Annotated in this window: 13 protein-coding genes and 1 pseudogene; 8 read left to right on the forward strand and 6 right to left on the reverse strand. The window is 47.9% G+C overall.

Annotated features, from left to right (window positions below; all coding sequences use genetic code 11):
* Positions 1–95 precede the first annotated feature (95 nt).
* Complete coding sequence (locus BLS14_RS13450) at positions 96–413, forward strand: ArsR/SmtB family transcription factor (protein WP_063567345.1); 318 nt, start codon at positions 96–98, stop codon at positions 411–413.
* A 63-nt stretch (positions 414–476) separates the two neighbouring features.
* Positions 477–1,292: a hypothetical protein gene (locus tag BLS14_RS13455; protein ID WP_090952194.1), complete on the forward strand. Its 816-nt coding sequence runs from the start codon at positions 477–479 to the stop codon at positions 1,290–1,292.
* A 248-nt stretch (positions 1,293–1,540) separates the two neighbouring features.
* Here the strand turns inward: BLS14_RS13455 and BLS14_RS13460 are convergent, their stop codons facing one another.
* Both BLS14_RS13460 and BLS14_RS13465 read right to left on the reverse strand, forming a co-directional pair.
* Positions 1,541–3,865, reverse strand: coding sequence for an ABC transporter permease (locus BLS14_RS13460; protein ID WP_090952197.1), 2,325 nt, complete (start codon positions 3,863–3,865; stop codon positions 1,541–1,543).
* Complete coding sequence (locus tag BLS14_RS13465) at positions 3,865–4,569, reverse strand: ABC transporter ATP-binding protein (protein WP_090952199.1); 705 nt, start codon at positions 4,567–4,569, stop codon at positions 3,865–3,867. Before BLS14_RS13465 ends, BLS14_RS13460 begins: the two co-directional genes overlap by 1 nt.
* 270 nt (positions 4,570–4,839) lie before the next feature.
* On the opposite strand from BLS14_RS13465, the gene BLS14_RS13470 reads away from it, so the two are divergent.
* The 4 genes from BLS14_RS13470 to BLS14_RS13485 all read left to right on the forward strand — a co-directional run bounded on the left by BLS14_RS13470 (position 4,840) and on the right by BLS14_RS13485 (position 7,829).
* A complete protein-coding gene (locus tag BLS14_RS13470; RefSeq protein ID WP_256336443.1) occupies positions 4,840–5,208 on the forward strand; it encodes a GntR family transcriptional regulator in 369 nt (122 codons plus the stop codon).
* A 19-nt stretch (positions 5,209–5,227) separates the two neighbouring features.
* Positions 5,228–6,085: an ATP-binding cassette domain-containing protein gene (locus BLS14_RS13475; RefSeq protein ID WP_256336444.1), complete on the forward strand. Its 858-nt coding sequence runs from the start codon at positions 5,228–5,230 to the stop codon at positions 6,083–6,085.
* Between the two features lies 1 nt (position 6,086).
* Positions 6,087–6,764, forward strand: coding sequence for a hypothetical protein (locus BLS14_RS13480; protein ID WP_079695485.1), 678 nt, complete (start codon positions 6,087–6,089; stop codon positions 6,762–6,764).
* A 105-nt stretch (positions 6,765–6,869) separates the two neighbouring features.
* Complete coding sequence (locus tag BLS14_RS13485) at positions 6,870–7,829, forward strand: MraY family glycosyltransferase (protein WP_063567347.1); 960 nt, start codon at positions 6,870–6,872, stop codon at positions 7,827–7,829.
* Positions 7,830–8,035: 206 nt separating this feature from the next.
* Here the strand turns inward: BLS14_RS13485 and cydC are convergent, their stop codons facing one another.
* The 4 genes and pseudogenes from cydC to BLS14_RS13505 form a co-directional block, all read right to left on the reverse strand.
* A complete protein-coding gene (cydC, locus tag BLS14_RS13490) occupies positions 8,036–9,985 on the reverse strand; it encodes a thiol reductant ABC exporter subunit CydC (RefSeq protein ID WP_090952205.1) in 1,950 nt (649 codons plus the stop codon).
* 1 nt (position 9,986) lies between these two features.
* Complete coding sequence (gene cydD / locus BLS14_RS13495) at positions 9,987–11,861, reverse strand: thiol reductant ABC exporter subunit CydD (RefSeq protein WP_090952208.1); 1,875 nt, start codon at positions 11,859–11,861, stop codon at positions 9,987–9,989.
* 1 nt (position 11,862) lies between these two features.
* Positions 11,863–12,879: a cytochrome d ubiquinol oxidase subunit II gene (gene cydB, locus BLS14_RS13500; RefSeq protein ID WP_072733951.1), complete on the reverse strand. Its 1,017-nt coding sequence runs from the start codon at positions 12,877–12,879 to the stop codon at positions 11,863–11,865.
* Positions 12,863–14,278, reverse strand: a pseudogene (locus tag BLS14_RS13505) (cytochrome ubiquinol oxidase subunit I). The gene cydB and the pseudogene BLS14_RS13505 overlap by 17 nt, the downstream one beginning before the upstream one ends.
* A gap of 429 nt (positions 14,279–14,707) precedes the next feature.
* Here BLS14_RS13505 and BLS14_RS13510 point away from each other — a divergent pair.
* Together BLS14_RS13510 and BLS14_RS13515 are read left to right on the forward strand one after the other, a co-directional pair.
* Positions 14,708–16,006, forward strand: a complete 1,299-nt coding sequence (locus tag BLS14_RS13510) for a hypothetical protein (RefSeq protein ID WP_090952211.1) — start codon at positions 14,708–14,710, stop codon at positions 16,004–16,006.
* The gene (locus BLS14_RS13515) at positions 16,006–16,917 is read left to right on the forward strand and encodes a glycosyltransferase (RefSeq protein ID WP_082935360.1); all 912 of its coding nucleotides are present in this window, start codon (positions 16,006–16,008) and stop codon (positions 16,915–16,917) included. The genes BLS14_RS13510 and BLS14_RS13515 overlap by 1 nt, the downstream gene beginning before the upstream one ends.
* Position 16,918 lies beyond the last annotated feature (1 nt).

Here is a 16,918-nt window from a genome sequence, read left to right on the forward strand (position 1 = left end):
AAGAAATGTACCACACTTTATGTCCATAGAACAACCCTCAGTTCGAAAAAAATCAAACATTGAAAGAGATTGTCGAATATGCTACCGTCATAGATATGAAAACTCCAACGATACCTATGGCTTCGGAATTGAATCTGACCACGGTCTGCAACGCACTCGGTGATCCGGTACGGATGAAAATTGCACACTGTCTGGCCAGCTCTGGCGAGAAAAACTGTTCCGCCTTCGAAGTAGACCATATTTCCAAATCAACGTTGTCTCATCACATCAAAATCTTGCGTGAAGCAGGCCTTATCCGGCCTCGCATTGAAGGCAAACAGCACTTTTATTCTCTACGAAAGGACGATTTGAACTCCCGTTTTCCCGGTCTTGTTGAACTGATTCTGAATACAACCGAGGAATATGTACATTAAGGAAAACGAAGCTTGAATCTTGCGATACATCATCTTATGGATTGTATACAGGAGGTTGATTTCTTGGATAAAAAAGCGGCAAAAATTCTGCTGGGCACCTTCTGGGGAAGCGGCGGCTGGAAAACAATATCTGCTCACTTCTCGGGGGATGACTTTGAATATGCCAAAAGCAGAGGTGTTATGTTCGATCCACTGACCATTACCCATGATGAGATCGTCGCACGTTTGCATGAGATTCATCAGGACAACTCCATCAAGCGGCGGGTAGTATCAGCATTTTTACACAGTTTATCTACCAAAAAAGTTTATCTGCGCAGCGCCCTTTCCAGCTGGGCTTTAACATCGCAACTGCCTTTGCATACCTACGAGGAACGCCGTGCACTGCATGCCAACACCAGCTCCTGCGGGGATTGCAACTTCCTGCGCCTGCAATCGGACAAGACGTACACGGACGTCGATCTGAATGTACTGAACTTTGAACGGGTGAAATGGGGCGGGGTTCGCCACAACAACCTGTTATACTGCCTGATGGATCTGGATCTACTGCTGGCTAGCAAGGAAGCCATCTATGAAGTGACTGACGCAGACATCGCTATACTTGTGAGCATGCTTGAAGCAGCGCAAACCTGCGAACCCCATGAGAGTGCACGCGGGTTGGAGAAACGCTGGAAAGGCTTGTTTCCTTCGAGCAAACAGGAACGCAACGCGATCCTCGAAATCTGGGGTGCATCCGGTCTGCTTGTTCCGCAGGATACGCCACGAAAAAGCAGAGGCGGGTACAGCGACTTCCACTTTGCCGCAACCTGGCAGGGCGATGATGGGTACAGCGCAGATGCGGCGATTTCCCTCTTTGGTTCCTATCTGCCCCAGAAACTCTAAGCCCTTAAACAGCCCAGCTCTAAATCTGTTTAAGCCGGTTATATGAATAACAAACAAATACTTAGGTCTATATAGTAAAAAACACTACAGCTTGGAGGCTCGTAGTGTTTCATCAAAAATTGACCATTAATTTTCCGATAGGCATCAAGAATCAAGACATATTTGAAGGACGACTTACTATGTGTGGAATCAATTCACACTTGTCGTTTTTTATATTATTGGCAATAATCCACTCTTTACCGCCCGATTTATTCTAAACTTTTTAACGATTCAATCATATTAATTCGGGAGACCTTTCTCTGAAGCATCAAGTTAGAGAGCCCGGTAAGTAAAAATGCAATAATGATTGATATCAGCATAACAAAAATATTTATTTGATCTGGGATTTGTTGATGGGTACTCGACAGCGCCTCAATAATAATGGAATACATATATACACTGATTGGCAGTGCTATAATGACCGCAAAAGTGGTGAGTATCATGTTCTCAGAGAAGATAAGCCGATTTATTTTATTTTTTTGATAACCCAATACTTTAAGAGTAGCCAGCTCGCGATTTCTTTCATAAATGTTGATGGAGGATATGGTGTAGATGGCACCAAACGAAAGAATGACAGCACTAATGATAAACATGATAAAGATAAAACTATTCTGCTTCATAATAAATTGTGCAGATTTTTTCAAATCATCCTTGTCCGCGATTGTATCTACCAGATTGTCTTGTTCGAAGAACTGTCGTACGTTAGTAAGGTCTGTGGCATTGCTAGCTTTCACTAGAATTGTGGTTGGGTTGTAGTCGATCCCAAAACTCTCCAGATACGCTATCGAGCAAAAGAAAGACGGATTGGAATACTGATTAGATATTTGTGCAACCTTCATATCGACCGTTTTATTCGCAAACGAAGGATCAGTGAATCGAATTCGGATCGTATCCCCTATTGCAACCTTATAGTGATCCGCATATGATTTTGGTACCAGCACACCACTGTCCATAAGTGTTATCGGATTATCTTTCCCGTCGAAAAATTGGATAAGTGCGTTGTACTTCTGCGTAACGGTTAGAGTGGCATTCTCATGATCATCTCCCTTGGCGAATTCCACAGGAAAGGTCGATTGATAATAACTGCTTTCAATCCCAGTGGGTAATTCCACCTTTTCTAGCTCTGCCCCACTCGTGTATTCAACCTTCAGATCATAGGTATTCACCTCTTCGATCTGGTCGGCGACCCTTTGTAAGGACGTTTGTGTCCCGAACGCAGTGATCAACAACACTGTGCTCACAACAACGCCAACGGAACTTGCTATCGCCTTTTGCTTATTAAGAAAGATGTTTCTCAAAATGAGTTTATTGCTATAGGGAATACTTCCCCAAATTTTCGGAAGCTGTTCAATGAGCAGTTTTTTCATCTTCTTCGGCGGTTTAGGCCTCATCGCCTGTACTGCGTGTTCTCGCAGAATACCTATGCCGCTCAAGTAACAAGCCAGCATGCCGAATGCACTCGAGAACAGGATAGGCATAATGATCGAGAAGGGGGATAAGGAGAATGTTATGTTCGGCAAAGAGTAGGATCTAGCATTTGACGCCTCAATCATTGGAACAAATATGATTGCCGAAACGATACAGCCAAGAATGGAACCTATGATACCGACAAGTATCGGGAACCCCATGTAATGGAGCATGATACTGCTGTTCTTCACTCCTAAAGCCTTCATAATTCCTACCTGGTTCCTTTGTGAATCGATGATCCGAGACATGGTGAGGAAGAGAATGATGGCTTCGATTATAAAGAGAACTAGCGGAATAACCTTGCTCATTAATTTATTGTTATAGACTGTTTGTTGGAGTTGCGAGTAACTGAATGTTCGGTCTTTACTTATTTGGCTTACATAAGAAAGTTGTTGAGACTGCGCTTCAACATTTTGGCCTAATCGGTCTATATCGTACCCTTCTTCAGCGTCAATTAAAACCTCATTATAATAAAGGTTACCTGCGATTCGAGGAATTCCCGCTTCAGCCACATATGCAAATCCCGAAGTTTTATGGTCCTGAGTTTCGTTTTTTTTGGCATATTCCACATTTTCGCCCAAGCCGCTAATGGTGAATGGCACTTCCTGGTCATTGACGCTTAACTTCATTTGATCCCCGACTCTGTACTGGTGCTCCTTGGCGTAATGGGAATCAAGCAAGATTTGATCCTGGCGAGACGGAATGTTGCCCTCAATTATAGTAGGCGTATTAATGCTATTGATTTCGGGGATGGAGTGGATCTTTAAAGTTGCTTTAGTATCACCAAATGATTGCGTCGCATCAAAGGTATACCGTCCCTCCACCTTCTTTATCCCTTCAATTCCACTCAACTTCGACATATCCTGCTTGGATACTTGGTCGTAGTAAACGTTTAAGTCACTTAAATTATGAGTTTGAAAGTAATTCTTTGAATAAGAGCTAAGATTATTGCTTAACGTAACCAACCCCGTGTAGAAAAAAGCGCCTATGGTGATAACCAATACAAAGGCCAGAAATTGACCGATCGATTGCTTGATATCCCTTATCAATTTTTTGAATAATTTCATCACCACTCAATCCCTTCAACGCTTTGTTTATGCTCATTGACCGTTACGCTTTCGATTTTTCCGCTTTTCACCCGAATGATTTTATCCGCCATCGGCACAATCGCGGAGTTATGCGTGACCAGCACAACACATTTTTTCGTTTCCGTATTCAAATCCTGAAGCAGCTTCAAAACCGACTTGCCAGTGACATAATCCAACGCACCAGTCGGCTCATCGCATAGCAATAGCAGAGGGTTCTTTGCAACGGCTCGTGCTATAGCAACTCGCTGCTGTTCTCCTCCGGAGAGCTGGGACGGGAAGTTTTTTATACGATTATTTAAGCCGACTTTATTTAATATCTCTTTGGCATCCCGATGGTCTTTGCATACTTCAGTGGCGAATTCAACGTTCTCTAAAGCATTCAAATTAGGAATTAAGTTATAGAATTGAAAGACAAAACCTACCTTCTCGGCGCGATATCCCGTAAGCTTCTTCTCGTTAAAGCTAGTAATATCCTTATCGCCAACAGTCACTTTACCCGAGGTTGCCGTATCCATGCCACCAAGTATATTGAGAATCGTGCTTTTACCGGCTCCGCTTGCACCGAGAACAACAACGAATTCACCCTCGTTAATGGTAAAGTCAACACCGTTCAGCGCTTTGATCGGCACTTCGCCAATTTTGTATTCTTTCGTTACATTTTTAAATTCAATTAATGTTTTCATAAATTTCTCTCTCCCCATTATTTATTTGACATACTTCTGGAGCGCTCCCTGTTGCAAGTGTATTTTTATTTATGTAGGTATGTTAGTGTATGAGTATGTCACTCATGTAGCATACTATAATTCCATCGCAATCAATTGTCAATAACTGGACTCAGTGTAAAAAAAATCATCACTTATCCTTCAGAACGATTGTTTATTGACAAATTTTCGCATATAAGTTATGTTTTCCTGCTAGATGTGTAACAAACTACAATGCTGAGTGGTGAGGTAATGAACGTCACTTTCGACGAAAAGCAGCCAATTTTTCAACAAGTAGCAGATATCATTGAGGACGATATTCTCAACGGAACTTACCGAGAGGATGAGCAAATTCTTTCCGTTGCTCAGTTTTCTCAGCTCTTTCAAATCAATCCAGCGACTGTTGTGAAGGGAATTGGCCTGCTCGTAAATGAAGAAATATTGTATAAAAAAAGAGGGCTTGGCATGTATGTCTCGTCTGATGCCAAACAAAAGATTAAGAATAAGCGAAGAAATCGTTTTTATAAGGAATTGCTGTCCAATCTCATTTGTGAAGCTGACAAACTTGAACTGGCAACCGAGGATATCATTGAGATGATTAAACAATTAAGGAAGGAATGAATTCATTGTGAGCATCTTGGTGAGTTGCGACAAATTAAATAAGAAATATGGTCGAACCTATGCATTACGGGATCTGGATATACAGCTCGAGGAAAACGTTATTTACGGCTTGCTCGGACGAAACGGCGCAGGCAAAACAACCTTGCTAAACATCATAGCAGGTGGATTCTTCGCGAATGATGGCACCATTGAGATAAGAGGTAAAAAGTTGGGTAAAGGAGCCCTACCAGAAGATTGCTGTTTCGTACGGGAGAATAACAAGCTATTTGGAGGAGCTCGATTGATTGAGATTTTGCAGTTCGCTGCAAATTTCTATCCCAATTGGGATTGGACGTTTGCTCATAAGCTTCTTCAAACGTTTGAGCTTGATCCCAACAAAAAAATCAAGCAGCTCTCAAGAGGCACAGAATCACTCGTAGGAAACATTATCGGTCTGTCTAGCCGATCGTCGTTGACATTATTCGACGAACCAGTGCTTGGCCTTGATGTATTGATGCGGGAAAGGTTTTACAAGGAGCTTTTGGAGGATTACGCCAATCATCCCCGTACGATTTTAATTTCTACGCATTTGATTGATGAAATCGCCCCAATCGCAGAGCGAGTCTATATCATTGATGAGGGCTCTCTCCTGCTTCATGACGAGATGAATCGGATACGGATGGCAGCTTATTTGATTCGCGGAAATTCAGATGCCGTAGCTTTGTTCACAAAAGGAAAGCGAGTATTACATACAGAATCTTACGGCCACGGAAAGCTTGCCGCCGTCTACGAAAAATTCAACGATGAGGACAGGCTGCAGGCCCGCAAACTAGACATAACGATTGAAAATTTGACGCTTCAGAAGTTTTTTTCGTATTTAATCGAAGGAGGTCGTTAAATTGGGTGCATTGACCGTTCATTTAAAGGCGACCTATTTGCAAATGAGGATTTATATATGGATGGTCATTATTTTAATCCTCCTTGGCAGGTTGGCAGAATTCATTGTTGGCCTCTTTATAGACAGCAGTCAGAACACAGGAATCGCGGATGGCAACCTGCTGCTGCTTATTTTGCTCATTTTCGCAATCGTACTTCCGCTTAGCTATTACAACCGCATCGTACATTTAGGAGCAAGCCGAAAACAATATTTTTTTGGTCTTCAATTCGTTTATGCTGTGTGGGCAGTGGCCATCGCTTTATTTAATTCTTTATGGCCTATGCTTGAAGTGAATCTACTCCACAAAAACACCGTAAACCTTATTGAAGCGTTTCATTGGAACGAATTTGGCGTGGCAGGTTCTTTTCTCTACCAAACTATTTTTTATTTGATGACGATGGCGCTCCTAAGCATGCTAATCTCCGGCTACCACCACCTTGTCGGCTGGCTGCTGTGGGTGCTATTCATTGTGGCGATTCCAACCGGAACAGCGATTCCCGCGCTACGCGCTCATGTTGTTTCTTTTTTCGAAGCATTGTTATTCAACGACTCACTAATCAAGGGTGTTGGATTTAATCTTGTGCTTTTCATCGTGTTCGTAGCCGGTGGTTGGTTTTTCACAAAGGGGAGAACATACTAAACTATCTGGGTAGAAGCTTAGGTTACAATAATGACATCGACAGATTTCCTGTTTAGCTCGTATAATAGGGGGAAATTGGTAGATAGGAGTGAATCAAGCGAATTTATGGTATACATACTGGCTTTTATGCTGTCTTTTGCTGTCGTGGTTCTGCTTATTCCGCCGCTTGGTCGACTGGCACATCGGCTCGATTTTGTGGACAAGCCCCGAGAAGATGTGGAGCGTAAGCTGCACAGGCAGCCCATTCCACTGACGGCGAGTTACGCGATATTTACTGGATTCTTCCTGACATACATTGTTCTTACGAAAGAAATTTCATGGGAAACGGCGGCCCTGGTCGCCGGCGGAATGCTTCTGTTAACGATTGGTACAGTTGATGACTGGTACAAAACCAAAGGCAAAGACTTCCCTGCCCTGCCCAAGATGCTCGTACAGATCTCTGCCGCAGTGCTCGTATTTGCTTCCGGCATTGCGTTCACCGGGTTCGTGAATCCCTTCAATTCCGAATACATTATGCTTCCGATCTGGCTGCAATTTATTCTGACGATCCTGTGGATCTTCGGTGTGACAACAGTCATTAACTTCACGGACGGCATGGACGGACTGGCAGGCGGTTTGTCCGCCATCTCAGCCATTACACTGTTTATCGTGGCAATGACCAAAGGCCAAACCGATTCTGCCCTTATGGCCATTACGCTGGTCGGGGTCACCCTGGGTTATCTGAAATATAACAAAGCCCCCGCCAAGGTGTTCATGGGCGATGCAGGAGCTACGTTTCTCGGCTTCATCCTGGCGGTAATCGCCCTGGATGGTGCTTTCAAACAAGCGACCATGCTGTCTATCTTCATTCCGATTTTGGCACTCGGTGTGCCGATCTTCGACAACATTTTTGTGGTCATCAAACGTTTCATTCAAGGCAAAGCCATCTATCAGGCAGATGCAAGTCAAGCCCATTATCGCTTGCTGCGCGCTGGCCTGAATCACAAACAGGTGGTTGGCGTCCTGTATCTCATCAGTACCTGTCTATGCCTCTCTTCCATTATTTTGATGCTGGTAGAGATGTAATATTAGTAACAAACGTTTCAACAAAAGATGTAAAAAAAGAGACGAGCCCACTGATCCTGTGGCTCGTCTCTTTGCTATTTCACTGACGAAGTGAATTATCCTTTTAATAGAGTAACTACCGATTCGTGCACAAACTTCTGTCAACGCGCCATACTCTATCCGATCCCTGCCCTGCCTGCATCTGCACCTGCACCTTATATTCGCTCTTATCTTGAGGCTACAGGTGGTAGCGTGACCGCAGGTTGCTGCCCATCTGCCCAACCCGGTCGATCAAGTTCAACGAGACGGCGATAACGCTCTTCCCGGGCTAGCAATTGTTCGTGAGAACCCTGCATGGTGATCTGTCCATTTTCCATAAAAATAAGTTCATCCATCCGTTCCGCTCCCATCAGGTGATGGGTGACCCAGATCATTGTTTTACCTTGCATGCTGTCCAGAATCGTCCGCATGAGCGCTCGCTCCGTTACAGGATCAAGTCCTACAGTCGGTTCATCGAAAATAACGACAGGCGTTTCGCGAAGAAGTACCCGAGCCAGTGCAATCCGCTGTCTTTCTCCACCAGAGAAACGAAGTCCTGTCTCCAGCATCGGGGTATGATAACCCTGCGGCAAAGATTCAATGAGATCGGATAAACCTACTTGCGCAGCCACTCGCTGGATTTCTTCGTCTGTTGCATAAGGACGGCCGATACGCAAATTGTTAGCTACTGTTGTATCAAATAGATGTGGACTTTGGTTCAGCACTGCAATGACATCCGTTATATTTTCGCCCATCGTTTGTACCGGAAGATCATTGATGAATACGTTCCCGGCGGATGGGAGTAACGCTCCCTGAATGAGCTTCAGGAGGGTTGATTTACCGCCGCCGCTGCGACCGAGAATAGCCAAGCGTTTGCCCTGCGGAAGATGAAGAGACACCTCCTGCACAGCCAATGGAGCACCTGACGTATAACGATAACTCACCTGATCGATCTGAATGTCGGCTCGCAGCCTGGGCGGAATGCGTAGGCGGATACGTCGGTCCGAAGCTTTTTCCTTACGCTCCAGAGAACCCAGATGTTGTCCTTCTACGGGATTGCTGCCTGATATACCTGTGGTCATATCCTTTTTGGCTCCGGCTGATGCTGTCGCTTCTTCGGTTCCAGACTGTTCTGGCTGATGCTCTTCACCTTCCAAGTGCTGCAATCGTTCCAGCGATTCACGATACTGCGGGATATGCTCCACCGCATCTCCTACGGGCAGCAGTGCTTCCGTGAGTGGAAACAACACCAGCACAAATGCAGCAATCATGACTGCAGGCAGCTGTCCGGCAGAAGCCGCACTTCCCGCCCATAAGGTCACGGATACCACCATTAGTCCGATCACACATTGGGCAATCAGATCACGCCAGCGCGTCCATTGCCGCAAGCGGAGTCGAATCATATCCGCCTGTCCTTCAGTCACTTCCTGCCGACGTACAAATTCTTCAGCTCGTCCACTCGCTATCCAATCCCCGAGGCCAAGCACACCATCTGTCAGACGAGTGTACAACTTGGCGTTCTCCCGCTTTAGTCGCACCCGCAACTTCCACGTCACGCGGAGGGAGATGGCAGGCAGCACGGCAACCAGAAACAGCATATACAACCCCATCCACAGTGCAAACCCCAGATCAACGCTGCCAAAGACCACAACAGCTCCACCGTACATCATGAGCGCGGTAACCGCTGGAAATACCGTACGCAGGTAAATATCCTGCAGTCGTTCTACGTCCTCTGCGAGGGCACCAAGTACGTCTCCCGTCTGCATACGAGAGCGCAGGAACAATGCCTGCGGCTCCAAAATTTGATACAGCTTCACGCGCTGATCCGCCAGTATACGCAAAACCGCATCATGTCCGGCCAGACGTTCGACATACCGGAATACGGCACGGAAAATCCCAAATGCACGAACACCCACGATAGGTACATATACCATCAAAATATTTTCAGGACGGAGCGCCGACTTGGAGATCAGAAACCCGGAGGTGAAGAGCAGCAGCACAGCACATAATGTAGCGCATATCCCCAGCGCAATGACTGCCACGAGTCTCCAGCGGTACTGTGCCACGTACGGAGTGATCCAGCTATTCTTTTTGCTCCCGCTCCGGGCTGTTTCTGTCTGCTCATATCCGGCTTTCATCTTACACCGCCTCCATCTGGGCCTGAATCATCTGGTAATATACGCCTTGTCGGGCCAACAATTCCTCATGTGTTCCTGTCTCTGCAACCGTGCCGCCCTCCATCACGATAATGCGATCCATATGGGGCATCCAATGCAGTCGATGTGTTGCCAAAAACACCATCTTACCCTCAAACAGCGTTAACATCGTCTGTTTCAGTTCATACTCGGTCTCCACATCCAGATGCGCAGTCGGCTCATCCAGCAGTAGGATCGGGCGCGCACTAAGCAGAGCTCTCGCCAAAGCTACCCGTTGCTCCTGTCCCCCACTGAGCTGCCTTCCCCCAGCCCCGATCGGCTCCTGCAACCCATTCGGCAAGGAGGAGGTAAGCTTATGCAGACCTGCTGCGTGAATGGCGTCAGCCACCTCCGCATCCGAAGCTTCAGGCATATAGAACCGAACATTATCCGCTAAGCTGCCACTGAAAATAGTTGGATGCTGCGGAATCGCCGCCGTTTGTTTTCTCCAATCTTCCATCATCTCTGGAGATAAGGGCTGGCCGTTATATAAGATCTGACCTGAAGTATGCTGCTGGAAACCCGCCAGTACATCAATCAGGGTCGATTTCCCTGCTCCGCTCGCTCCGATAATCCCTACTTTGCCAAGACCAGAAACCTGAAACGTCACATCATTCAGCGAACATGGCCCGTCTTCCTGATGCCGTACCTGTACGTTAGTGAGCGCCAGTCTGCTCGTCGCCTCCCAAGAGGGTTTCAATGAGAAAGCAGCCACGTCACTTTGGGCATTTACCTCACGTAACACCACCCGTATGGTGGATGGATTCACATCACTTGGGCCAGAAGAAGGCTCAGGCGAGGAGGATTCTCCGTTCTTTTCTGACACCCCATGCAGAACAGCACTTGTGTATACTTCCTTTTGCTTACGTTCGGCCATTTTCCCTCGTTCAATCATCTGGCTGATCGCTTCCCCGGCCTCTTTGCCGTCCAGTGTAGCGTGGTAATCTGCGCCTACCATTCGTACAGGCAGGAAGTATTCCGGTGCGAGAATGAGTACGGTCAGCGCTGGTCCAAGCAGCATATGTCCTTCCGTCAGGCGCAGCCCCAATCCAACCGCCACCGAAGCCACCGACAGCATGGTGAAGAAATCGAGTGCGAAGGAGGACAGAAAAGCCATACGCAGCGTAGACATCGTAGCCTTGCGATATCGCTGACTGACCCGAACGATTGTTTCTCCATGCTTAACGCTTTGTCCCAGTGTTTTGAGTGTTTCCAGTCCACGGAGCGTATCTACGAAATGGTTGGCCAGCGCTTTGTACGACTTGAACTGTCCATCGATCTTGCGTTGTGCAGCCAACCCCACCAAAATCATAAACACAATCAGGATCGGCAGCGTCAGCGTCAAAATAACCCCGGACATCATATCCAGCTTGAAGACATAGAACAGAATAACGATTGGCGTGAACCCCATCCCCAGCATTCGGGGAATAAACAGTTCAAGATACGTCTTATACTGGGCTGTTCCTTCGCGTGCCAAGGTTACCAGGTGCCCTGTTCCTTCCGTTTTGGCAAAACGCGGCCCCAGCCGGAACCACTGCTCCACCATCTGTCTACGCAGATCGTTCCCTGTCTTCTCCGCGTACCGCGAAGCGATGAGCTGCAACCAGAACGATAGGGCATAGCGGGCGGCAAAAGCGGCCAGGAACAACAGCAGCACTGGGTACTGCTCCGTTACAGGTGAACCTTGAAACAATGCCGTAATCGCCTGTGCCAGCCATTTCGCCTGCATGATAATCGTCATTGCCTGCAACAGTACCAGCGCTGAAGCCAGCGCCAGTACCGGTCGAATGCCCGGCAGCTTCAACAGCCCCCGTCCCATATCAGTACTCCAGGTGATGCTGGTCGTTCAGACGTTTGCGGAAAATATAATAACTCCAGATCTGATAACCGAGTACAAACGGAAGCAGCGTACAAGCCACAATCGTCATCACTTTTAGCGAATATGCACCGGATGAAGCATTGTAGACCGTCAGGTCAAACGCCGAACCCATTGAACTCACCATGACCCTTGGGAACAGACCGATAAATACGGAGGCAAACGCGATTGCAATCACGGCTCCAGTCATGCCGAAAGCCCAGGCTTCACGTTTCTGTCGCACGAAGTAAGCGGCCAAACCCAATGAAGCAGCGCCAAGGACAACCATAATCCAGAGAGCCCAGCCGCGTACGGCAAACACATCGGTCATGAAGTATGTCATCACAGCGTAGATCACGAGGATCGCGGCCAGCGGCAACATCAGTTTTTTGGCCATATTCAGGGCACGTTCTCTAAGATCTCCGACGGTCCGCAATGAAGCAAACAGCAAACCGTGCACCAGACACAACAACGTAACGCTCAACCCACCTACAACCGTATACGGATTGACGATGTCCAGGAAGCCGGGACGGAGCTGCATCTGCGCATCAATAGGCAGTCCTTTCATCAAGGTAGCGAAAACAACCCCGAACAGGAATGGCAGTAACGCACTGGAGACTACGATAATGATGTCCCATGTTTTGCGCCAGCGTTCATGTCTCATCTTGCTGCGGAATTCAAAGGCAACTCCGCGGCCGATCAAAGCCAGCAGCACCACGACCAGTGGCAGATAAAACCCGCTAAACAGCGTGGCGTACCAATGCGGGAAGGCTGCAAACATTGCACCCCCTGCCGTAATCAGCCAGACCTCATTGCCATCCCAAAACGGACCGATCGAGTTGATTAGAGTACGACGTTCACGATCCGTTTTGCCAATCATTGCAGTGGACATGCCCACACCAAAATCAAAACCTTCCAGAAAGAAAAAACCAACAAACAAGACGGCAATCAGCAAAAACCACAATTCACTTAGTGACAACAGAATAACCCCCATCCACGCCGAACGGATCGGCCGATTCATCATGCTCCTCCGGCTTTTCGACTGCATATGGCCCTGCCTTGATTTCACGAACGAACAGATAGACCATCACCGCTCCCAGGATTGCATAAGTGACTGTAAATGCGATGGTGGAAAACAAAATCTGACCTGCGCTTACGTTCGGGGATACCCCGGCTTCCGTCGTCATATAACCGAATACCGTCCACGGCTGCCTTCCTACCTCAGTCATAATCCATCCCGATGTATTGGCGATAAACGGCAGAGAGATGGCAAACACCATCAAGCGCATAAACCATTTGCCTGCTCCCTCTAATTTGCGGCGCATCGCCAGGAATGTACCGTAGATCGCTAGCAAAATCATCAATCCGCCCGCAGCAATCATGATGCGGAAGCTCCAGAACGTCGTCCGTACCGGTGGAATATAGTCCCCTGGTCCATACGTTTGCTCATACTCCGCTTGCAGCTCCTTCATGCCTTTGACACTGCCAGAGAACTTGCTATAGGACAGATAACTGAGCAATCCAGGGATTTTGATCTCGCCGGAATTTTCCTGTTTGTCCGGATCAACAAAGGCTACCACCGTCCATGGTGCCGGATCTTCCGTCGTCGTCCATGTTCCTTCACTGGCCGCCATTTTCATAGGCTGCATCTCCACCAGATATTGCGCCTGGAAGTGACCCGAGAAGGCAACGCCCAGCGAGGAAACCAGACCAATTATGATGGCAATGTTGAACGATTTGCGGAAGATCTCCACATCCTGCTTCTTCATCAACTTATAGGCACTAATCCCAGTTACCACAAAAGCACCTGTCATTAATGCGCCAAAGATCGTATGTGGGAACTCCACTAGTAGCTGACCATTCGTAATCAGTGCAAAGAAATCATTCATCTCGGCGCGGCCGTTGTTAATCTCGAAGCCAACCGGATGCTGCATGAATGAGTTGGCTGCCAGAATCCACAGCGCGGACAAGAATGTACCGATGAATACCAGCCAAATGCAGGCCAGATGCACTTTCTTGGACAAGCGATCCCATCCGAAAATCCAAAGCCCAATAAAGGTAGACTCCATAAAAAACGCCAGCTAGGCTTCAATCGCCAGTGGCGCACCGAACACATCCCCTACAAACCGGGAATACTCGGACCAGTTCATGCCGAACTGGAATTCCTGAAAGATACCCGTGACCACACCGACGGCAAAGTTAATCAGGAACAGTTTGCCCCAGAATTTGGCCATCGTTTTGTAAACTTCCTTACCCTTCACTACGTACAACGTCTCCATAATCGCTACCAGCAGTACAAGACCAATGGACAGCGGTACAAAAAAGAAATGGAAAATCGTTGTGAGCGCATATTGGATACGCGATAACATGATCGGATCCATACCGTTACCCCTTCTTTCTGTTCATATCGCAGTTTTCGTATTTGGCATTGAAGCCCCTTCTTCAGTTTCTGTCAGCCAAACACGTATTGATGAACGTATTGTGCCAGATAGACTATTTTATACATGTGACAATTATCACAAACCCTGCCATGACAGCAAAAAAAAGTGACGATGGTCACACAATAGAAAAAAACAAGCCTAATGTTAGAGCTTGCCAGCTTCGTCTATTCACGGAAGATGCTCATGTTTAGGACGGAACGCCCATATGTTAGTCTCAGGCATAAAATACGCTGGGCAAAAAAGGCATTACATATTGAATTATTGGATTCATTGGTATCATTCAAAGCAGCGCCAATCCGATGTTTATCAGATGGTACTGCTTCAATCCATGAACGGACAAAAATGCAAATCAAGTGAGGTGATTCATCAATGGAAGAGCTGTCTCCGATCCCGGACCCGGAGCCTTATCAAGGGGTAGATGTAGAAGAGTCAAGTACGGCCCTGCCTGCCTTTCGTTATGTCCTTTTCCCCCGGAAGGGAGGATGGTCTGCTTTTCCCTATCCAGACATCGCTGCTCTGATGGTTGCGGAAGGGCTTGTCTACTATGTCAGTAGCCTGGAGCGCTCCGAGGAAATGCCTGCGAATATCACCGTCATCACGCTTCCCGAAGCAGAACAATTGCTGCAGGAGCCCCGTACGGTTGCTGTGGTTGCGCATCCCTACTGGCTGACCGCCACAGCCTCGCTCCATCCGGGGCTCTGTATTGTACTTCTTCCCGAGCCAGTTGGTGAAGAAGCGGAGTCTCCCTTATGGGAGAGCTGCATTTCAAGACTGGTCGGTATCGCCGATCTGGTGGGCACGACTTCAGAAACACGCTATATGAAGCTGGTATTCCAGGGCGTACGCGCCATCTGGCTGAATGGAGAGGATACCTCTCCTGCTGGTGTCATGCAAAAGGATGACCTCGAGGTCCCTCTCCGGGACTATGAACTGCTATTCCTGCATGCGCTGCGACAGACGCTCTCGGGTGTTCAGGATACGGTCACCCAGCTGCAATGCAGTGTGCAGGCCGACTTCTATCGTCAGCTTCGTTCCAAAGCAGGAGCGCATGAGACGATTTCCTTTTTGCTGGCAGCCTATGAATATGTGCTAGAGGATTCCAGAGCGGCCACTTCACTCAAGGAAGCCTTCTCTCACGCGGTATTAAACGGGCGCAATGATTGTGTAAGCTCCCACTATCGATTCCTCTCCGCCATTCATGCAAGGGCCGGGGAAATCGAGAATGCGTTGCAGGTGTATGGAATCAGCGCAGGTAACGAGCAGGAACGGCACCATTATGAACAACTCTGTCGCTGGCTTGAGGCCGGGGAGGAACAGCTTGTCCGGGCAGAACTACTGCGTCTGAATGATGACTATGGAAATGCATTGCACATTTTGGATGAACTCGGAGGCGAAACGGCACGGCATTGGAAATTTCGTATCTATCAGGAGACTGGACGTGTGGAAGATGCATTAGATTTGGTGCATGCAGTAGATATTCAGGATAGCCCCAGCCGACAGGATTATCGGCAGCTATCGGGTCTAGCTCTGGCTCTGCGCGGAGAACGTCACGGGGCGGTGAGACAATTTCTGGAGACGGCACTGGAGGATGAAGATGCTCTTGCGCGAATCGTCGAGATGGAGCTGTTGGATCAAGCCGTCCAGCAATTGCTGGGGGAGGTGCCATGATGCTGGACCCGAAGAAGCGCAGACAACATGTGAATGGACCGATGGTGCACAAGGATATACGATCCGAAACAACTCATACTCCAACGGAAACGCTGGAATCGCTGCATGCTGACCCAGAGGGGCAAGGCGATCAGCAGCATGCTGCAAAACACCAGGATACAGACCTATTCAGAGAGCCGTTTTCCGTTCGTAGGGTTCGTAAAAGTCAGGGCAATAAACTGACCGCCATGCTTCAGGTACGTAACGAGCGCGGGCGATATCTGGAGGAAGTGCTGGACGATCTGAGTGAATTCGTAGATGAGATTGTCATTGTGGACGATGCCAGCACCGATGGCACACCCGATATATGCAGAGCCTATCCCAAGGTCGTTCGTCTGGAAGTGCTGGAAAAGCCATTATTTGCGGAGGAATGGCGATTACGCAACGCTCTATGGCAAGCAGCGGCAGGTACCTCCCCGGATTGGCTGCTCTCGGTTGATGCCGATGAGCTATACAGCACGGAAGCGAAGAAAGCGATACGCGCTCTGATTAACCAGGATCACGCGGACTGGATCGCTTTCCGCTTCTACGATATGTGGGGCGGACGAACCCACTATCGGGAAGATAACCTTTGGGGGCTTCACCGACGTCATACCGCTTCCCTGGTCCGTTATATGCCAGGTTATCCTTATTTTTATCCGCAGCAAAATCATCATGTGCCTCGTCTTCCCTTGCCCTGCACTGTATTGCCTGGAATCAGCACAGAATTGAAAGTCCAGCATCTTGGCTGGGCCGGAAGTCTGGAGGATCGGGTTCGGAAATATTTGCGTTATAAACGAATTGATCCACACGGCGAGTGGGGCAGCCTGGAGCACTATGAATCGATTCTTGATCCGGAGCCCCGACTGATTCCGTGGAAGGAGGAGCAGTGAA

Origin of the sequence: Paenibacillus sp. OK060 (assembly GCF_900101205.1) — a bacterium.
Taxonomy (GTDB): Bacteria; Bacillota; Bacilli; order Paenibacillales; family Paenibacillaceae; genus Paenibacillus; species Paenibacillus marchantiae.